The sequence below is a fragment of the Actinomyces succiniciruminis genome, assembly GCF_900002405.1.
GTDB lineage: Bacteria > Actinomycetota > Actinomycetes > Actinomycetales > Actinomycetaceae > Actinomyces > Actinomyces succiniciruminis.
The window spans coordinates 18298-38105 of the sequence record NZ_LK995497.1; the positions used below are offsets into that span (position 1 = coordinate 18298).

The 19808-nt window shown below is 65.6% G+C and carries 12 protein-coding genes; 7 read left to right on the plus strand and 5 right to left on the minus strand.

Going from position 1 to position 19808, the window contains the following annotated elements:
• Positions 1-1159 precede the first annotated feature (1159 nt).
• The 5 genes from lanM (at position 1160) to dapB (ending at position 9325) form a co-directional block, all read left to right on the plus strand.
• Entirely contained in the window at positions 1160-4516 is a 3357-nt protein-coding gene (lanM, locus tag BN1056_RS06880; protein ID WP_210579989.1) for a type 2 lanthipeptide synthetase LanM, read from the plus strand.
• Between the two features lie 197 nt (positions 4517-4713).
• A complete protein-coding gene (locus BN1056_RS06885; RefSeq protein WP_210579991.1) occupies positions 4714-6837 on the plus strand; it encodes a peptidase domain-containing ABC transporter in 2124 nt (707 codons plus the stop codon).
• Positions 6838-6877: 40 nt separating this feature from the next.
• Positions 6878-7774, plus strand: a complete 897-nt coding sequence (locus tag BN1056_RS06890) for an ATP-binding cassette domain-containing protein (protein ID WP_210579993.1) — start codon at positions 6878-6880, stop codon at positions 7772-7774.
• A complete protein-coding gene (locus BN1056_RS06895; RefSeq protein WP_210579995.1) occupies positions 7771-8532 on the plus strand; it encodes a hypothetical protein in 762 nt (253 codons plus the stop codon). Before BN1056_RS06890 ends, BN1056_RS06895 begins: the two co-directional genes overlap by 4 nt.
• Before the next feature lie 40 nt (positions 8533-8572).
• A complete protein-coding gene (gene dapB, locus BN1056_RS06900) occupies positions 8573-9325 on the plus strand; it encodes a 4-hydroxy-tetrahydrodipicolinate reductase (RefSeq protein ID WP_210579996.1) in 753 nt (250 codons plus the stop codon).
• Between the two features lie 96 nt (positions 9326-9421).
• On the opposite strand, the gene BN1056_RS06905 is transcribed toward dapB, so the two are convergent.
• The gene (locus BN1056_RS06905; RefSeq protein ID WP_210579997.1) at positions 9422-10057 is read right to left on the minus strand and encodes a GNAT family N-acetyltransferase; all 636 of its coding nucleotides are present in this window, start codon (positions 10055-10057) and stop codon (positions 9422-9424) included.
• 144 nt (positions 10058-10201) lie between these two features.
• On the opposite strand from BN1056_RS06905, the gene dapA reads away from it, so the two are divergent.
• On the plus strand, positions 10202-11098 hold the full coding sequence (dapA, locus tag BN1056_RS06910; RefSeq protein ID WP_111820269.1) for a 4-hydroxy-tetrahydrodipicolinate synthase: 897 nt from the start codon (positions 10202-10204) through the stop codon (positions 11096-11098).
• 51 nt (positions 11099-11149) lie between these two features.
• Here dapA and BN1056_RS06915 read toward each other — a convergent pair whose 3' ends face one another.
• The 3 genes from BN1056_RS06915 to BN1056_RS06925 all read right to left on the minus strand — a co-directional run bounded on the left by BN1056_RS06915 (position 11150) and on the right by BN1056_RS06925 (position 17427).
• Entirely contained in the window at positions 11150-12907 is a 1758-nt protein-coding gene (locus tag BN1056_RS06915) for an AMP-binding protein (protein WP_210579998.1), read from the minus strand.
• The gene (locus tag BN1056_RS06920) at positions 12904-14793 is read right to left on the minus strand and encodes an AMP-binding protein (protein WP_210579999.1); all 1890 of its coding nucleotides are present in this window, start codon (positions 14791-14793) and stop codon (positions 12904-12906) included. The genes BN1056_RS06915 and BN1056_RS06920 overlap by 4 nt, the downstream gene beginning before the upstream one ends.
• 192 nt (positions 14794-14985) lie before the next feature.
• The gene (locus BN1056_RS06925) at positions 14986-17427 is read right to left on the minus strand and encodes a HelD family protein (protein WP_210580013.1); all 2442 of its coding nucleotides are present in this window, start codon (positions 17425-17427) and stop codon (positions 14986-14988) included.
• Between the two features lie 460 nt (positions 17428-17887).
• Here BN1056_RS06925 and BN1056_RS06930 point away from each other — a divergent pair, with 460 nt between their 5' ends.
• Positions 17888-18805 carry a PAC2 family protein gene (locus BN1056_RS06930; RefSeq protein WP_073333047.1) on the plus strand — a complete coding sequence of 306 codons (918 nt, stop codon included), beginning with the start codon at positions 17888-17890 and terminating at the stop codon, positions 18803-18805.
• A 67-nt stretch (positions 18806-18872) separates the two neighbouring features.
• Here BN1056_RS06930 and BN1056_RS06935 read toward each other — a convergent pair whose 3' ends face one another.
• Entirely contained in the window at positions 18873-19622 is a 750-nt protein-coding gene (locus tag BN1056_RS06935) for a spermidine synthase (protein WP_210580015.1), read from the minus strand.
• Between the last annotated feature and the right edge of the window lie 186 nt (positions 19623-19808).

Genomic DNA, 19808 nt, shown 5'->3' on the forward strand with positions numbered 1-19808 from the left:
TTGCTTCACCTTCGACACCACCGCCTGCGCCGGTACGTGTGGAGCATTTACCAAAGGATGCTGCTAACGAACCAGACAACAGGCAAAAGATTACTATACCACTCGAGTGAGTCTTTTAGGAGGAGATTCCGTATGACATCGATGCAACTCTCTCGGACTGAAAGCAGCGCGCTGCCTATAACGACTTGGGAAACAGCGTCACAAACCAAGCAGCGTCGTGTTGTGTTGCACAAAGGGTATAACCCGGCTGGCAGGGCGAGCTTACCAGACTCCGTGATTAAGAACATTGATGACGCCGATAAGGGGGAGCCAGTTGCTTGGACAGTCTTCAACTATATTTGCACCACTCTGTTTGGCACCTGCGCATTCCGAGGAACTAATGGGTGCTGCAACGTTTGAATAGGAACACCCGTCAGAACCTAACCGTGACTATCGACAATACGACCGCGAACGTAATCGACAGAGAAAGGGGGGGCAGGCAGCGACTTATCAACGAGCAAACAAAACGCACGCTGTATTGAGTCAGAGACAACTCCAGCACCCGGTGTAATCATGTATCACCGTCGCCCTGGGCACGCGTGTCACGACTGCCAACGACAGGTTTATACACGCACCGCAGTTGGTCGAGCACCCTACGACGGACTGGACGTCTTAGGCTTTCTAACTAGGTCGAGAACAGAGTTGCGACTACGGCGTTGCATCCCATACACCGATGGGTGAGCCTACGTTGGCTTACCCCAACGCGCTACCACAGGAGTGATCATTGTGACAGTCCCCGAGATCTGGAAGACGCCATACAAACGTTCCGCTCGAGGAGGCGGAACAGTCAACGCAAACCACCCCAGCGGCCGGGCGGAACTCGACATGTCGACGTTGGCTGATATTGCCGAGGCCGCTGGTGCCGGTTCCCAGGACTATTGGAGCTTTGGCTGCTGCGGCGGCCTGACCCGAGGAGATTGCGGGAATACCGCCATCAACTGTGTCACGCTCAACAAGACTCCGTGTCCATCGGCATATGTGACCTGCACCTGCTGAATACGCTCCGCCATGGAGCGGTAGCAGCGCATTGCCACCGGTATGAGGCTGGAACCCAGTCTCCACGAGGTTGCGTTTGGGGGCGGCGCAGCGGTCGTTGCCCCCAAACACAACCAGCGACCATATGGCCACCACTCAGTTCCTAGGAGGAGACATGGATACCCGGGCTATCGCTCGTAAGGCTGCGTTCATAGACGAGAGGATTGTTGTCGCGCCGGAGGCGGTTGATACGGACAAGGGATCCGAGAGGATGAAGATGCTGCTGAATCAGTATTCTCCCCGCGACGACGACTACGAGTCTCTGTTTCTTCGAGAGTATGGGTTCAACTCGCCCACCGATCTTTCTTTGCGACTAGGCGTTGTGGAGTATGATTCCAACACCTGCATGTACTCGGATGTTGACGAGAACTGGGTGGCAACGCTTACCCGGATACTGCAGCTTGTGCCACCGACTGAGGAACATCTTCACGCAGAGAACAACGCCGGCAGGGACGCTGTAGAAGTATTCCTCAGGCCTTTTGAGCAATACGTTGCAAACGCACTCGGCGCGGAAGTTGAGCAAGCAGCATCCGGCTTTAGATACCTCCGATTGAACCCGAAGTTTGTCCGAGAGTTCTGCGAACCGCCTCACAACGAGCTGAAGACGCTAGTAACACAGACTATGATTCTGGAGTTGCATGTCGCTAAGTACGAGCACGAGCGTGACGGTTCGCATTACACATTGGCCGACTTCAATTCTAGGATGCTGAACAGATCGTTTTACGAACACTTTTTTGACGAGTACGCGACGCTTGGCAGAAGACTAACTACAAGAGTGCTAGCTGTTATACAGTCAAGGAGGGAAATGCTTGAGAGACTTCTCAATGATGAGCCTGGAATATTCGCGTGCAGGTTGCTGGACACGTGTATCCTCTCGGGCGTTTCTTTCTCGGCAGGTGACAAGCATAACGGTGGACGCTCAGTCTCCGTAATTCACTTTGAAGGCGGAGGTGGCCTTGTATACAAGCCCCGTCCGATGCAGGCAGAGGCGATTTTTTTCGACTACATTGCTCAGATGTCTAGCGACTTGAATCTGTCGCTAAAGGTGCCAACGTGCTATTGTGGGACTGGATATGGTTGGCAGGAGTATGTGGAGCACCTGCCGGTTGATGGGCATTTTGCATTCGCTCAATTCTATCAGGAGTTAGGAGTTCTCCTGGCGGCTGCCTACGCCTTTGGACTGACCGATTTGCATCACGAAAACATTGTGGCGCACGGACCGCACCCGGTTCTGATCGACGCCGAGACTCTTTTTGCACCTCAAGTCGAGAAGATTATGAGAACCGAGGTGTCGTTCGCCCCGGATGTATCGCACGAAGCCCGTACTTTCAACTGTCTTCACACCGGAATACTGCCAACCGATCAGAACAATGACGCGGCGCGTGTTTGGGGTGCGGCGTATTCTGAAGGTACGAAGACTCCTTTTGATGTTCCGATTATTCCTGCTGTGGATAGCATGGAGGCGGAAATCAAATACGATCGGGTAGAAATTGCGGTAGAGAAGAATGCACCGTACTATGGATCCGAGACGGGTGACTGGTCAGAGTACGAATCGGAAGTCCTTGAAGGATTCGAAATCGCGTATCGTTATATATGTGCCGATAAGAGTCGGCTGGTGGAACGACATGGATATGTTAACAGGTTGAGGGGAATTCCGGTCCGGGTTGTCCTCAAAGGAACGATGATGTATTCGGTGCTCCTTATGACATCGAATCATCCAGATTACATGAGGGAAGGAACCGAGGTTGAACGACTGTTCAGTTATGTCTGGCGCTATCCCTCGTTAGCGGATCCACGTATCTGGTTCAGTGAGCTCAAGCAGATGAGGAGACTAGATGTGCCTTATTTTTCGGTTCCCTTCTCTGGGACTGAGGTTGTTGATCCAGATGGCGTAGTTGTTGCGGAGGTTCAGCAAGAACTGTGTTCATGGTGGGTGGACCATATCAATGGCTTCAGCGATGCCGACCTTGAAAGACAATTGTGGTTTATTCGTGCGTCATATGTGACATCTGTTGCTGGCGAGAATTACGAGCTGGATAGGCCTGATCGCCTGCGGCCTTTCTTGCTGCGTGGGTTTAGCGGGCCGGAGACAGACACCGCCGTGGGTACCGAGATTAAGGCGTCCGACGCTGGAAGGCAAATAGCTCGAAGGCTCTGCGAGAAGGCGTTACTGGGTAGCAAGGGAGGCTGGTATTCTATAACGGTCGTTGGGGATGAGAGGTGGTCGGTGCAACCTGTTGCTATGGATCTCTACAACGGAAACGCTGGGATCGGCTATGCACTTTTGTATATGGGATGTGCGCTCGATGAACCGGATGCCGTGGAGATTAGTACGTCGTTGGCGGACCAGACCGCGACATTTCTCAGAGGCGCGGCCACGTCGATCTCAGGGACCAAATTCACAGGCGAGCACCCACCGTACAATGACGTCGGTCTGTATGGCGCGATCGGAGGAGGTATATATTTCCTTTCTCACGTATCCGCTATGTTAGGCGATGACACCGGACGTTATCGCGAGTCGCTTGCGGCTATTGTGGAGGCGTTGCTTATGAGGCGCCCCAATCGACGATTTCTAGATATTGTGTCGGGTTCCGCCGGGCTTATCGAAGCCATGCGCAGCCTCTATGTCGCGATTCCCGAGCTCCGAGAAGGAGCAGTGTCCTTGGTGGAGATTCACGGTCGTCATCTCTGTTCCTCCGCCGAACGATCCAAATCCGGCGAGTGTTCGTGGCAGCAGGACCATATGGGAAAGAACGCGCTGGTGGGATATTCCCATGGTGCATCCGGAATAGTGTGCGCGTTGGCTGACGCGTCTGTCCTATGCGGTAGTGCCGAATTTCAAAGCTTTATTGACGGCGGTATGCTATTCGAAAGGAGGTGGCGCGCGGCTCGGGGATTCTGGCCAGATCTAAGGGATGAATTCTCATCGTCAACAGAGTCTCCGGGAATGATATCGTGGTGCCACGGCGCTCCTGGCGTGGCCTTGGCAAGGCTCCGGTTGTTGGAGAACGGCTATTCTTCGGAGTTGGTTCCTCGGTCCGATATTGTTGGGGATATGCTCGACGCTGTTGAGGAAAGTGTTTGTCGTAGTATCCTAGAAGGAGGAAGCCATTTCTCTACGTCGATGGCTTTATGCCATGGCCAGCTCGGAACCTTGGAGATACTTGGCCGTATCGCGCGCCACGGGGATGGCGATGGACGCGGATTTCCGGAATCTGATGCGAAGAAGTACCTTCGGCAAGTAGACAGTTATTGGCATGCCGCTATTTCGCGGGCATATAGGGACGGTGTCGTGTGCGGGGTGCCGAGGGGGTTGGAGGTTCCTGGACTAATGACCGGTATCTCGGGAATTGGCCTGTCATTGATGCGTTACGGTAATAGTCGTTGGGACCTTCCACTTGTTCTTAGCGGCGATGTTCCCAGGCTGGGGTGTTCTCAATGAGGGGCGGTGAGCAGCTATTTCGTCAAGAGGCGATAGAAGCATACAAGAAACATTTTCGCGACGATGGTCAACAGGCTTATCAATCGAGTCTAGAGCCGCCGTTGCTGACGTTGATTGCTTCGATACTAGTGCTCACAATCTCCATTATAGTTTGGAATAGCGCTGCGGTACTATGAAAAGGTCTAGAGGGGTTCGATATGTCTTTTCGGCGCGTTCCGTTCGTACGTTTTCAGCAGTCTGAGACAGACTGTGGCATTGCATGTGTCAGCATGCTGCTAGCCTCCTTTGGCCGACGTGCTTCGATGGAGAACTTGCGTGACATGGTTAGCTGGGGAAGAGACGGCACGTCGGTTGCGGCGATTACTGAGTTGTTGGAAGGTCTAGGCGTCCGTTATGCTGTCGAGAGCATAGACGACATTGGTTATTTTCGCCGCGACGACTTTGAGGGCCCTTGCATGGTACATTGGCGGTTCTCGCATTGGGTTGTTGTTGAGGGGGCTGGTCGTAAGGGATTTTCGGTGGTAGATCCCCAAAGGGGACGGTATATGGTGTCTCCCGAGGAATATTCGAGCTCGTTTACGGGGATTTTGATTAGGATTGTTGGGACCGACTATGAGCGAGTAGGTCGTCTGGCTCGTCTTCGTTTGCTCATTAGTCGCATGAGATCGATTGGCGGTGTGTTCATTCCCTTTGTTGATAGAAAGAGGCTTGGCCTCTCGGTTGCTGCAGCGCTTATAGTCCAGGCGATACCAGGACTTGGTGCTTGGTTAACTGCCACATTGTTTAGTCGGATGTCTGTAGGACTTGATAGAGATACGGCTATTACTTGCTGTTTGTCGCTGCTTGCTTTTGGTATCGGCTCGGGTCTAGCAATGTTTTCGCGCGGGATTGCGTCGGCTCAGCTGGGTGCGGACCTCCGAATGTCTATCGGGGTGCGGTTGCTATCCGCCTTTCTTAATGCATCATTTCGATACGTGCAGGGTCGGTCAATCGGTGATGTAGTCAATAGAATCGTCGGGGTTCAGGTAGTGCAGAATCTGCTGTCTAACGTGCTCCTGACGGTGATGTTCGACCTTACCTCGACGGTTGTATACGTCGTGGCGCTGTTGTTGTTGTGGACTGAGGCCGGCGTTTACGTGTGCTTGCTTCTAGTAGCCTATGCGGTATTTCTTTTCTTCTCCGGTCGGCGGATGTACCACCTGTCGGTCGCCAGTGTTAACGCTGCGAGTACTGCTCAAAGCGAGTTGGTCGGGATATGTTCAGCGGCGGAGGCTATAAAGCTGGCGCAAGCTGAACGCCGCATTTCTTCGAATTGGAGATTTACGCTCGGCCAAGAAGTATTTAGGGAGTATAGGTTTTTGCGTTTTCAGGCTATGCTCCAGGCGGTCGGCGTCTTTGTGCAACAAGTGTTGCCATTGTGCATTCTCGTCTATGGCGTGTTCAGGTTCACTCAGGGTTCTGTGTCTATCGGTTTGATTGCGGGTGTAAACTCACTTCTTGGTTCGTTATTCGGTTCTGCGATGATGATATCGTATACGGCTCAGCAGATTCTGTCGTCGGGCGTCGTTTTAGAGCGTGTTAGGGATCTGCTTCATGCACCTCAGGAAATTTCACGGGATATGTTCTCTGAGGGGATTGGTGCGGCCACGTTTTCTCAGAGTCTGACTTTGTCTCACGTAGTTAAGCGTTATGGCGGTTCTTCTTACCCCGTTCTGAGCGACGTGTCTTTGACTGTTAGACCAGGGGATTTCATCGGAATTAAAGGGAGGACTGGTGCTGGAAAGACCACGCTTCTGCGCACTATTGTCTGTCTCGAAGATATCGACGGCGGGGACATCAGATTTGACGGCGTGAGTAAGGACGAGTTGACGGTGATGTCTGTGAGGAGCCTGTTTGGTGTTGTTTCCCAGGAACCCCAGATTATGGCTGGTTCACTAAGGTACAATTTGACCCTTGGCGTCGACGGTGTTTTTTCTGACGATTTGCTTTTTGAGGCTCTCGAGGTGGTCGAGTTAGCTCAGGAAGTTAGGATGATGCCGATGGGCTTAGATACCGTTATAGGCGACTCTGGTGCGGGGTTGTCTGGTGGTCAGTGCCAGCGACTGGCTATCGGGCGTGCGGTACTGAGGGATTGTTCGGTGTTGGTTCTTGACGAGGCTACTAGCGCTTTGGACTTGTCCACGGAAGTGGCGGTTGTTAGCAAGCTGAGAAGAAGGGGCGTCGCGGTTATCTGTGCCACACATCGCGATTCTACGTTGAGGAGCGCTGATGCCGTTTATGAGCTCGCGGGTGGTAAACTTACGAGGGTGTGCTTGTGTTGATGGCTCAGCCGTCGATGCCACGAGGAGGTGAGGGCGCGCAATGATCTCGCTGAGTGAGGTGAGTAAGGATTACGGCGGTGTACGTGGGCTGTCTTCTGCCTCTTTTGAGGTGCCTGACGGACTCGTCGCGTGCCTAGTCGGCGCGAACGGTGCTGGCAAGACGACGGCGCTGAAGGCGATCGGCGGGCTTGTGCGTCCTGATGGAGGCGAGGTCCGGGTTGACGGCGCCGCACCGGGGAGGTCGCCATACCCGCTGGGACGCCTGGGGCTGGTTCTGGGAGCAGACCACTGGGTGGGCTCCCGAACAGGGTTCCAGTGCCTCATGGGTATTGCCCGCACCAGCGGCATTCCGGAGGTCCGCGTGCGCCAGTGCCTGGAAGAGACAGGCATAGCGGCGGTAGGGGACCGCAAGGTCAGGACTTATTCTCTGGGGATGCGCCAGCGCCTGTCGTTGGCGGCGGCGATGCTGGGCCAGCCGCAGAACGTGGTCCTGGACGAGCCCTTCAACGGTCTTGACCCTGAGGGGGTTCGGTGGCTGCGCTCCCTGCTGCGAAGGCTGGCCGATGAGGGCAGGGCTGTACTGGTCTCCTCCCACCTGCTCGGAGAGGTCGAGGACATTGCGGATCGCGTCGTCGTTCTCAATGAGGGCAGGGTGCTCGCCCAGGCTCCCGTTGACCAGGTGCGGCGCCCCGGCGGAGTCATCGTTCGCGCCGATGATCCCGCCCAGGTTGTCGCCCTGGCACACTCGCGGAACTGGCAGGTGGAAGCCGCGGAACGACCAGGTGACAGCGAGGGTGCGGTACTCATAGACGCGGGTATCGAGGAGGTGCAGAGGGCCTTCTTCGACGAGGGGGTCCTCTTCACTGAGATGCGCGAAGCGAAACGATCCCTTGAGGGCTGGTTCTTTCACGTGCTGGAAGGAGAGCAGGAACCATGACCGGTGATCGCGCTGCACAGCAGGAGGTGACCTGGCGCCGGGTCCTGGTCAGCGAGTTCGGCAAGGCGGCGAGGACGCGTTCGGTCCAGGTCCTGATCGCCCTCGAGCTCTGCCTTGTCGTCTTCTTCTCCGCCGTGGTCGGAGTCCCTGGGGTTCAGGCCGCGTCACTGCCAGCCGGACTGGCGGGTGCGGTGACCGCTGGTGCTGAGTACTCCTCCGGTGCCATTATGTCCACAGTGGTGGCGGTAGGCAGGCGTTCCAGGCTGTTCTGGGCGCAGCTGGTCAGCGCCGCGGTGGTTACGGCCCTTCCCGCGCTGGCGCTCATGCTGGGGCTCGTTCTGACGACCAGGCCCTACGTGGACTACCGCGGTGTTCCGTTCGACCTGGCTGCTTGTCTGGAAACCGTGGTTCGTGCGGCGCTGGTGCTGGCCTTAGTCGCGGCTGCAGGTGCCCTGGTGGCGATGGGGACGCGCTCGGTAGCGACTGCTGTTATGACTCTGGCACTGGGTGTGGGGGCGGCCCAGATACTGGCCATGCTGGTTCCGGCACTGCTAACGCTGGGTTCCTGGACGGTCCGGCTTCCCGACTGGGTGCACGTGGTAATGCCCAACGCGGTCATTGCCAGGCTGCAGGGTGTAGCCGCGTTGCCTGCCTCCTCGTGGCTGGAGCAGCCAGTGGCCACGATGCTGCTGGCCGTGGCCTGGTGTCTGCCCCTGTTCCTGTGGGGACACCGCAGACTGACCAGAGGCGACTTCTAGATGTGGCCGCCTCGCGGCGACAGGCTGCTAGGGTGCCCGCATGAGTATTGCTGTTGCCGTTGTCGGCGCCGCCGGGCGCATGGGATCGACCGTCTGCCAGGCCGTTCAGGACGCCGACGGGCTCGAGCTCGTCGCCCGTCTCGACGTCGGCGACACCATCAGCGCCGAAACCCTGAACGGTGCCGAGGTAGCCGTCGACTTCACGGTCCCGGCCGTCACCGAGGCCAACGTCCACGCCCTCATCGACGCCGGCGTGGACGTGGTGGTGGGCACCACCGGTTGGACGGACGAGGCCTACGGGCGCGTGCGCGAGCACCTGGCCCGCCCGGAGGCGGCCGGCCGCAGCGTCATCATCGCCCCGAACTTCGCCCTGTCGGCGGTGCTGACCATGAGCTTCGCCGCGAAGGCCGCCCGCTATTTCGAGTCCGCCGAGGTCATCGAACTGCATCACCCGAACAAGGTGGACGCCCCCTCCGGCACCGCCATCGCCACCGCTCGCGGCATCGCCGCCGCCCGCGTCGAGGCGGGACTGGGGCCGGTGCCCGACGCCACCGAGACCGACCCGGACGGCGCCCGCGGTGCCGTGGTCGATGGCGTGCACGTACACGCCGTGCGCCTGCGCGGGCTCACCGCCCACGAGGAAGTCGTGCTCGGCAACCCCGGCGAGCAACTGACCATCCGCACCGACTCCTTCGACCGTGCCAGCTTCATGCCGGGTGTGGTGCTGGCTGTGCGTGAGGTCGGCGGACGCGAGGGCCTGACCATCGGCCTGGACCAGCTGCTGGACCTCTGACCCCGCGCGGCGCCGGGGCTGCCCGGACGCCGCGCGTCGACTAGAGGCACGCACGAACGACGGCGCGTGCCGGCTTGGCCCGGTCGCCCGACGCCGTTACAGCACGGCCGCCCAGCAGTCCTCAATGACGCCCTGCCCGACCGGTAGCCGGCGGAAGGACTCGGTACGCGTCAGACCGGCGCCGCGCAGGAACCCGGCCAGCGACTCGTCCCCACGCACCGCCCACACCAGCAGCACCTCGGCGCCCTGGGCGCGCGCCTGATCTGCGGCGGCGGCCAGCAGCCGGGAGCCGTGCCCGCGGCGCTGCTGCTCCGGGGCGACACCGAGGGCCGTGATCTCCAGGCCGCGCTCGGCCGCGTTCACGTCGGCGTCGTCGGCCTCCTCGGCGGCATCCGTGCCCTCGGGGGAGGGGGCGACGCCGATCAGGCCCGCCACCTCGCCGCCCTCATCCACGGCCACGAGTACGCGGTGCGCCGGCGAAGGTGGGGCCACCACCGCCTGCTCCCAGCCGGCGGCGATCACCGGCGCCGCCACCATCGCCTCGACTCCCGGCGGCAGCGGCACCTCGTGGGCGGCGGCGTGCGCGGCGCGCAGCGAGGCCAGCATGGCGGCGGCGTGCACCCGCCCGATCGCGTCCAGGTCCGCGGCGGTGGCCTCGCGCACGAAGCCGGCGGCGGATGGGGAGGAAGACGGCGGGCGGGGCGATCCGTCGGGGAGGGGGGTATCAGTCATGCCGCCGAGCCTATGCGCCCGTGCCGGCCGAAGCCGTCTTCACCCCGCATGCTCGCCCGTCGCATCCGCAACGGCCCCGCCTCCGGCCGCTCACTGTGCGACCGGAGCCGCCGCCGGAGCGGCAATACCGTTACGCTGCTCACTATGAGCACTCTCCCCAGCCGCTCCTTCGGCTCCGTTGGCGTAGCCATGGTCACCCCCTTCACCCCGGAAGGGGAGATCGACGTTGAGGCCGCCCAGAAGTTGGCCGTCTCCCTGGTCGACGACGGCGCCGACATGATCCTGCTGGCCGGCACGACGGGCGAGGCCCCCACCACCCACCTGCCGGAGAAGCAGACCCTGCTGCGTGAGGTGAAGGACGCGCTCGCCGGCCGGGCCATGCTCGTGGCCGGCGCCGGCTCCAACGACACCGCTCACGCGGTGCGCATCGGGGTGGGCTCCCAGGAGGCCGGCGCGCAGGGGCTGCTCATCAACGCCCCCTACTACAACCGCCCCAGCCAGGAGGGCGTCTACCGGCACATCATGGCGGTGGTCGAGGCCACCGACCTGCCGGTCATGATCTACGACATTCCCGGCCGCACCGGCGTGAAGATCACCGACGACACCCTCGCCCGTCTGGCCGAGCACGAACGGGTCCTCGCGGTCAAGGACGCGACCGGCGACGTCGAGCAGGGCTTTGAGCGCATGGAGGCCACCGGCCTGGAGTACTACTCCGGCGACGACGGGCTGAACTTCGCCTGGCTCACCCACGGTGCCAGCGGCGTCGTATCCGTGGTCGCCCACGCCGACGCCCACTCCTGGCGGGAGATGATCCGCGAGGTCGACGCCGGTGACCTGCCCGGCGCCCGCGCCGTGGCCCAGCGCATGCGCCCGTTGGTGCGCGCCATCATGGGTGGTGGTCAGGGCGCGGTGATGGCCAAGGAGGCGCTGGCGTTGCAGGGGCGCATCCCCAGTGCCACCGTGCGCCTGCCCCTGGTGCGCGCCACCGCCGCCGAGGTCGCCGCCCTGCGCGGCAGTCTCGAGGCCGCCGGGCTGCTCTGAGCCCGCCGGGCTCGCTGGCTCCGATCCAGCCGGCTCCGTACGCCGCCGAGCTCAGGCGCCGTCGACGCGGCCGAGGATCTGCTCGCGCACCACGCGGCGCAGGATCTTGCCGATCTGGGAACGCGGCATCTCCTCGATGATCTCCAGGTGACGCGGCAGCGCGTAGTGGGGGAGCACCCGCTCGGCGTGGGCGCGCACCGTCTCCAGGGTGACCGCCCCGGCCGGTGTGCCCGGCTCCAGCACGACCGCCGCGCACACCAGTTCCCCATTCGCCCCGCCCGGCAGCCCGACGACGGCGACGTCCGCGACGCCCTCCAGGCTCAGGATCGCCGCCTCCACCTGGGAGGGGTAGACGTTGAAGCCACCGGTGAGGATCAGCTCGCGCCGCCGGTCGGCCATCCACAGGAAGGAGTCCTCCCGGCGCACCATGTCCCCGGTGCGCAGCCAGCCGCCGGGCAGCATGGCGGCCGCCGTCGCCTCCGGGTCGTCCCAATAGCCGGCGAAGACCTGCGGTCCGCGCACCAGCAGTTCGCCCGGCTCCCCGTCGGGCATCTCCCGCCCGGGGTCCGGGGCGTCGGGGTCAACGACACGCACGTCGGTCGACGCGAAGGGCAGCCCCAGCGCCCCCAGGCGGCGGCTGGGTCCCATGGGCGTGCCCGAGACGATCGGGCTGGTCTCCGTCATCCCGTAGCCCTCCACGAAGTAGCCGCCGGTGGCGGCCTCCCACTCCGCCCCCACGGCCGGCGGCATCGGGGCCGCCCCGCACACGCCGTAGCGCAGGGTTTTCAGGGACACGCCCTTCTTCTGGGCGCCCCGCAGGATCCGCTCGAACATCACCGGCACGCCCACGAAGAACGTGAAGGGGCGGCGCTGGTGGGCCTCCAGCACCTGGCTGACCGAGAACTTCGGCAGCATCACCTGCGTGGCCGCCTTCTGCACCGCGCAGAACACGTTGAAGGTCAACCCGAAGGCGTGGAAGAAGGGCAGCAGCGCCAGGAAGGTCTCCCCGCCCTCGTGCAGCATCGGCACCCAGGCGATCGCCTGGTTGGCGTTGGCGCGCAGGTTCTTGTGCGTGAGCATCGCGGCCTTGGGCATGCCGGTGGTGCCGCCCGTGTGCAGCAGCACGGCCACGTCATCCCCGCCCGGCTGCGGCCAGGAGGCCTCCAGCCGCGCCGCATGGGCCACCTCCCGGTCCCAGGAACGCACGCCCGCCGGCAGCGATTCGGCCCGCATGGAGGCGCGAGTCTGGCGCGCCCTGGCCACGGGCAGGTGCAGGGCGGCGCGCAGCCGGGCGGGCATGGCGGCGGCCAGGTCCACACTGAACACGGTGCGCCCGGCCAGCGGGTCGGCTCCCGGATCCGTGCCGCCGGCCGCCGTCGACGCCGGATCCAGCACCAGTTCGACGCCCTTCTCCCAGGCGATCACCACCCGCGCGCCGTGGTGGGCCAGCTGGGCGCGGATCTCCTGCGCGGGGGCGAGCGGGTTGTGCTCGGCGACGATCGCCCCCAGCCGCAGCGCCCCGTAGATCGCCACCACGTGCTGCGGACAGTTCGGCATGAGCAGGGCGACCCGGTCTCCGGCCTTGACGCCCGCCCGGCGCAGCAGGCCCGCGGCGCGCTCGGAGGCCTCGAGCAGCTCACGGTAGGTCAGGGTCGCCCCCATGAAGTCCAGTGCGACCCGGTCCCCGTAGAACTCGGCGGCGGTGTCCAGGAGGTCTCCCAGCGGGCCCTCCGGGACGTCGATGACGGCGGGGATATTCGGCTGGTAGTGCGGGCGCCGGTACCGCTCGGCGTCCTCCACGTCGCTCACCGGGTCTGCTCCCCGGCACCGGTGCCCTGCTCGGGCTCACCGCGGCCGACCTCACCCAGGCGCTCCACCAGGGCGGTGGCGGCGGACTGGGAGGCGGCGGCCGCCGTCGCCGCCGCACCCGCGGCCGCCTCCCGGGCGGCCAGCAGTTCCTCGCGCACCACCCGGCGCAGCACCTTGCCGATCTGGGAGCGCGGCATCTCCGTCAGGATCGCCACCTGGCGGGGCAGCGCGTAGTGGGACAGGGTCTTCTCCGCCCAGGCGCGCACCTGGTCGAGCGTGACCGTCTGCCCGTCCTTGGGCAGGATGGCGGCCACCACGGACTCGTTGCCGGCCTCTGCCGGCAGCCCGACGACGGCGACCTCCTCCACCTGCGGCATGGAGCGCACGGCCGCCTCCACCTCGCTGGGGTAGATGTTGAAGCCGCCGGAGATGATCAGTTCCTTGCGGCGGTCGGCCATCACGTAGAAGCCGTCGTCCTCCCGGCGCACCAGATCCCCGGTGCGCAGCCAGCCCCCGTCCAGCATGACGGCGTCCGTCTCCTCGGGGTTCTCCCAATAGCCGACGAACACCTGCGGGCCGTGAACCACCAGCTCGCCGACCTGGCCCGGTTCCACCTCCACCTCGGGGTGGTCGGGGTCGACCACGCGTACGTCGGTGGACGGGTAGGGCACGCCCAGTGCGCCGGGCCGCCGCTCGGGGGAGATCGGGTTGCCCAGGATGATGGGTGCCGTCTCCGTCATGCCGTAGCCCTCGATGATGACCCCGCCGGTGGCCTCCTCCCAGGCGTCGGCCACCGCCTTGGGAGTCGGCGCCGCCCCGCAGACGGCGATCTTGCAGCTGGACAGGTCGGCGCCGGTCTCCCGGGCGCGGGTAACAATCCGATCGAACATGACCGGCACCCCCGGGAAGAAGGTGGCCGGGTGCCGCTTCCAGGCGGCCAGCACCATGTCGGCCCCGAACTTGGGCAGCACCACCTGGGTGGCGGCCAGCCCGACGGCACACAACAGCGACAGGCTCAAGCCGAAGGCGTGGAAGAAGGGCAGCACCGCGTAGAAGGTCTCCTGACCGACCTCGCAGGTCTGGGAGGCCCACGCCAGGCTCATCTCCGCGTTGGCGCGGGCGTTGGCGTGAGTCAGCTGGACCGCCTTGGGGGTACCGGTGGTGCCGCCGGTGTACAGCAGTACGGCGACGTCGTTCACGTCCGGCAGAGGGTGGCCCGAGGGCAGCGGCGGGGTGGTGGCGACCAGGTCGTCCCAGGAGGACACCCCGGCCGGCACTCTGCCGCGCAGCTCGTGGCGTTGGGAGCGGGCGGCCGCCACCGGGAGCTTCAGGGCCAGTCGGCTGGTCCACGGCAGCCCGCGGGACAGGTCCACGGACAGCACCCGCGCCTCGGCCATGCCGGCGCGATCGAGGGAGCCGACGGCCTGCACGATCCGCGCCAGCGACTTCTCCCAGGCGATGATCACCCGGCCGTGGTGCATCTGAATCTGCTCGCGGATCTGGGCGGCGGGGGCCAGCGGGTTGTGCTCGGCGACGATCGCCCCGAGCCGCCAGGCGGCGTAGGCGATCACGACGTGCTGGGGACAGTTGGGCAGAATCACCCCGACGACGTCGCCGCGGCCCACGCCCAGGCGGCGCAGCGCCTCCGCGGCCCGCGCCACCTGGTCACTCAGCTGCCGGTAGGTGGTCGCCTGCCCCATGAAGTCCAGGGCGATCCGGTCCGGGAAGCGGCGGGCCGCATCGTCGAGCATGCGGGAGAGCGGCTCGGTGACGGGCGCGATCACGCTGGGGATGCCGGGGGCGTAATGGGGGCGCTGGTATTCGGAGGAGTCGCCCCGGGTGCGTGCCTGGCGGCCGGCGTCGGCGGCCTGGTCAAAGCTGCTCATCGTTCCCTTTCCCGAGTCTCCCGCCCTGGCCTGGCGGGCGACCGGGCGGGGAGTCGTAGCCTACGCAACCGTAACCTACGGTGGCGTAGGTGTGTGGGCGCGTGATGAGCATGCGACCTGTGGTTTGACGCTCACTGTCGGCCCGACCGTCGGCAGGCTAGCGCGCCGGCCTGTGCGCTGGCCGGGAGCCGGCTACAGGCCGGCGGGAAGCGGCAGACGGGAGACCACCCGCAGACGCCGCGTCGGCCGCGTCATCGCCACGTACAGGTCGCCGGGGCTTGATTCCCCGATGGCCGCCGGGTCCACCAGCACCACCACGTCGAACTCCAGCCCCTTCGACAGCCGCGGCCCCATCACCGCCAGTCGACTGCGCAGAATGTCGCCGCCCGGCGCCTCCATCGCGGCCGCCAGCGCCGGATCCTGCGCCAGCAGGGCGGCGACCTGTCGCGGCTGCGGGGCGATCACCGCGATGCGGCCGGCACTCTCGCCGACGGCCGCATCCAATGTGACCGACTCCGCCGCCACCGCCTCACGCAGGGCCTGGCCCCAGGCGGCATTGGCCGCCTCGTCCCGCCCGGCGGCGGGGGAGTCGGAGAGATCGTCCACCGCGAGGCAGTCGGGCAGGTCGCGTACCGAGCTCACCGGGTAGTTCACCGGCGCGTCGAGCCCCGCGGCCACCTGCTCGGCCGCCCGCATGATCGTCGCCGGTGTGCGGTAACAGACGGTCAGCGCCTCCTCACGCAGCGGCGTCGCCGCCGCCAGCGCCCGGGAGCCGCGCCCACCGCGGCGCTTGGCCGGGCGCGTGCCCAGAGCCGAGAGCACGTGCCGCCACGAGCCCGGGCGGCTCGGACCGGAGTACTGGGCCAGGTCGCCCACGATGGTGAAGGAGCGCACCGGGCAGCGGCGGGCCAGTGCCCGCCACGCCATGGCACCCAGCTCCTGCGCCTCGTCGACGACGACATGTCCATAGGTCCAGCTGCGGTCGGCCCGTGCCCGCTCCGCCAGCGTGAGGGACGGCCCGGACTCCTCGACCCGGTCGGCCAGCATCTCGGCGCTGACCATGCCGTCCCCGAGCTCCTGCGACTCGATCGCCTGCGCCGCGTAGGCGACCAGCGACTCGTGGCGGCGCGCCTCCAGACGGGCGCGGCGGGCCTCGGCGTCCTCACTGGGCCCCAGCAACTCGGCCAGTTCGTCAATCAGGGGCACGTCCGCCTCCGTCAACTCGCTGCCCGCCGGTCGCTCCAGCAGCCGCCGCTCGGCCGGCCGCAACTCCGGGGCCACCCGGGCCAGCAGGTCCGGGTGAGACCACAGTCGCTCCAGCAGGCCGACCGGCGTCGTCGGCATCCAGCACAGGTTGATCTCCCGGCGGGCGTCGCGGGCGGTGCGAATATCCTCCCGGATCCAGGCGCGCGTGTCGGCGTCGGTGGCGTCCTGGTGGGTGGCGGCGGCGAACTGGTCGGTCAGGCGCTCCAGCAACCACAGCACGAAGGTCTCGCGCGCCAGGTTGTGGGGCTTGCCCGAGCGCCGGGCGCGGGCGGCCGCCTCCCGCACGTCCGCGGGCAACAACTGCAGGTGGGTGCCCTGCACCACGATGTCTCGGGGCGCGTCCGGCACCCGCTGCAGCCCGCGCACCGCCCGGCGCAGAATGTCCGTCCACACCGACCGGGACTTCAGCTCGGCCACCTCGCCCGGCTCGGTGCCGCGGGCGTGCACGCCAGGCACCAGGTCCGCCAACGTGGTTGAGACCACGCCCGTTTCCCCCAGGGACGGCAGCACCTGCTCGACATAGCGCAGGAAGGTGCGCGACGGGCCCACCAGCAGCACCCCGGAGCGCTCCAGGCGCTCGCGTTCGGCGTAGAAGAGGTAGGCGACCCGGTGCAGGGCCACCGCCGTTTTACCGGTGCCGGGACCACCCTGCACCACCAGCACGCCCTTGCCGTCACCGGTCACCACCCGGTCCTGCTCGGCCTGGATCGTGGCGACGATGTCGCCCATGCGCCCGTCACGGGCCGCGGACATGGCCGCGATCAACGCGCCCTCACCCTGCAGCCCGTCAATGGCCATATGCGTCTGCGCGGCCTCGGGGGCGGCCGCGGCCAGTGCGGCAGGCCCGCCCGCCGCGGTCACGTCGATCAGCTCATCCTCCAGACCGATCACGCGGCGCGCACGCGTGTCGATGTGCCGCCGCCGCACCAATCCCATCGGGGCGGAGGCAGTGGCCTGGTAGAAGGCCCGCGACAGGGGAGCGCGCCAGTCCAGCACCACCTCGCGGTGGCGGACATCCTGCAGGCCGATACGCCCCACGTAGTGGCGCAGGCCCGCCGCGGTCACGTCGCCATCCCCATCCGGGGCGGCGGGGGCGGGGTCGTCGGCACTATCGGCAATCGGCTGCGCCATATCCATGCGTCCGAAGACCAGCCGGTCCTCCACCCCCTCCAGGGAGGCGATCAGGTCGGAGTAGTGCACCGCGTAGGCGTCCCGCTCACCGCGCGACTGGTGCGTCCCCGAGGCGCCCCGCGCCTGCGTGGCCGTCAGTGAGCGGCGGGCCGCGCCCAGCTGCCGGTCCAGTTCGCTGTAAGCCAGATCCACCACCTCCTGCTCCGCTGCGATCTCGCGGTCACGGGCGGACGCCATGGTCGGACGCGGGTCGGCCGACTCGGTGGCCTCGGCCGGTTCGGGGCAGGGATGATGCTGGCTCACATGACCTCGCTAGGCGTTGGGCCCTCACCGGTGCGGGCCAGGGCCCGACGGCGGCGGCGGAGAAGAAGTAGTCGTGTACGGTGGTGGTCGGCGCAGGGCCTCCGCACGAGGCGGCACCCGAGCCGACGGGGATCGTCCATTATCTCCCCGGCGACCCGCCTCGCCAGCTACGCGTCATCTTGTTCGCCCGGAGGGGACGCGTAGGGGACCGCCGGTTTCGGGGATGGCGGGGGAATCCGCTTTGTGGCTTACGCCGGAGCCCGCCGGGCGGGAACACAGGCCGCCCTCCCGGTGTTGCACCAGCCGACGCATGGCCGTCTGCACGGCCCGCAGCGGGCCACGTGCGAGATGCGCCTGCATGGATACGAGCGCTGAAGGCGCGAGAGGAGGAGCGATGCGACAGCTATACACCGTGGAGCACCCAGCGGGTGAGCCAGTCTCGCCGCGCGTGCTCCTGCACTACTTCGACGGAGCCATGGACGCCGGCCACGCCGGATCGCTGGCCGTGGACCAGCTGGTGATGACCCTGCCCCACACCCGCGTGGCCACCTTTGACATCGACTCCCTGCTCGACTACCGGGCCCGTCGGCCGGTGATGACCTTCGACCACAACACTTACAGCGACGCCGCCATGCCCGAGCTGGTCCTGGACCTGCTGCAGGACGACGACGGCGAAGACCTGCTGCTGCTGCACGGCTCGGAACCCGATTACCGCTGGCAGGAGTTCGCCGACGCCGTAATCCACCTGGCCGTGTCCATGGGGGTGAGCCAGGCCGTCGGCATCAGCGGCATCCCCATGGCGATTCCGCACACTCGCCCCACCTACGTGCACGCCCACGGTTCGCAGCCGGACAAGCTCAACTCGCAGACGGAGGTGTTCGGCCGGGTCGAACTGCCCGGTTCCATGGGCGCCTTCCTGGAGTTGCGCCTGGGCGAGGTCGGCATCGACTCCCGCGGCCTGTCCGCCTCTATTCCGCACTACATCGCCCGCGACGACTTCCCGCAGGGTGCCGCCGCGCTGCTGCGCGCGGTGGCTGAAAACACCGGCCTGGCCCTGCCCCTGGGCGACCTGGAGGCGGCCGCCAACGTCAACCGCGCCGAGATCGACGCGGAGGCCGCCCAGCAGCCCGAGGTCAGCGCCGTCGTCTCGGCGCTCGAGGCCCAGTACGACGCCATGCTGCAGCAGGCCGAGGACTTGGGCTTCGAAGGCACCCCCACGCTCGACCTGCCCAGCGCGGACGAGATCGGCGCCCGCCTGGAGGCCTTCCTGGAGGCGAACGAAAACACCTCCGGCGACGGTCTCCAGCACTAGCGCGGCCCGAGCCGCGCTCGCGGCCGGTACCGTCCCGGGCTGCCCCGCGGGCGGGCTCTCAGCCCCCTTAACTGGGCTGGGGCAGCGCCGGGTCGTTCGGCCGCCAGGTGCGCACCGGCAGCGGCAGGCGCCGCACCGCCCGCTCCACGGCGTCCAGTTCCGGCGGCGTGAACGGCTGTGCGCGGGCCACCAGCACCAGGTTGCCGCGGCGCCGGCCCCGCACCACGGCCGGGTCACCCACCACCAGCACCCCGCCGAACACGGCGCACAGGTGCGCCAGCTCCGCCGCCACCGCGTCGCGCGGCGGGCATACGGTATTGGCCAGGTACAGTCCGCCGGGCGCCAGCAGCCGGCGGCATTCGGCCAGGAACTCGCGCCCCCGGCAGGCGCCGGGAACCATGCCGCCCGCGAACACGTCGCGCACCACCACGTCCCACGCCTCGGCATGCAGCGTGCCCACCACCTGGGCGGCGTCGCCCACGCGGATGCGCAGCCGCGGCGCGCGCGGCAAGTCGAACCACTCGCGCACCATGCGGGCCAGCACAGCGTCAATCTCCACCGCCAACTGGGTCGAGCCCGGCCGGGCGGCATCCCAGGCGCGGGCCAGGGCACAGCCGGCGCCGCCCAGGTGCAGTGCCCGCAAGGGTTCAGCCCGCCCACACAGCGCCGAAACGACCGCGTCCATCTGCTGGAGGTACTCGAAGTCCAGGTGCGTGGGGTCACGCAGATCGACCCAGGAGGACTCGGTGCCGTCTAGTAGCAGCAGCACCCCGGTGTCCCGCAACTCCAGGCGCGCCGTCGCGCAGGAGGTCTCCACCGGCCCCGTGGACAGAGCCGCGGCGCGGACGGCGGCGTCGGTGCCGCGGCGGCGCTGCTTGGAGGAGCGGGCGGAGGATTGACTGCGTGTCACAGGGGCACGTTATCGTGGCCGCGTAAGACGTCGTCCAGTCAGCCCCAGGTGCGGGGCACGGCGGGGATACGCGGGGGAGGGCGGATATGAGCC

Coding starts and splice junctions, on each gene's coding strand:
- BN1056_RS06930 (WP_073333047.1), top strand. CDS start 17,888: ATGCGACAGCTATACACCGTGGAGCACCCAGCGGGTGAGCCAGTCTCG.
- BN1056_RS06925 (WP_210580013.1), bottom strand. CDS start 17,427: ATGGCGTCCGCCCGTGACCGCGAGATCGCAGCGGAGCAGGAGGTGGTG.
- BN1056_RS06905 (WP_210579997.1), bottom strand. CDS start 10,057: ATGACTGATACCCCCCTCCCCGACGGATCGCCCCGCCCGCCGTCTTCC.
- BN1056_RS06890 (WP_210579993.1), top strand. CDS start 6,878: ATGATCTCGCTGAGTGAGGTGAGTAAGGATTACGGCGGTGTACGTGGG.
- BN1056_RS06895 (WP_210579995.1), top strand. CDS start 7,771: ATGACCGGTGATCGCGCTGCACAGCAGGAGGTGACCTGGCGCCGGGTC.
- BN1056_RS06885 (WP_210579991.1), top strand. CDS start 4,714: ATGTCTTTTCGGCGCGTTCCGTTCGTACGTTTTCAGCAGTCTGAGACA.
- BN1056_RS06920 (WP_210579999.1), bottom strand. CDS start 14,793: ATGAGCAGCTTTGACCAGGCCGCCGACGCCGGCCGCCAGGCACGCACC.
- dapA (WP_111820269.1), top strand. CDS start 10,202: ATGAGCACTCTCCCCAGCCGCTCCTTCGGCTCCGTTGGCGTAGCCATG.
- dapB (WP_210579996.1), top strand. CDS start 8,573: ATGAGTATTGCTGTTGCCGTTGTCGGCGCCGCCGGGCGCATGGGATCG.
- lanM (WP_210579989.1), top strand. CDS start 1,160: ATGGCCACCACTCAGTTCCTAGGAGGAGACATGGATACCCGGGCTATC.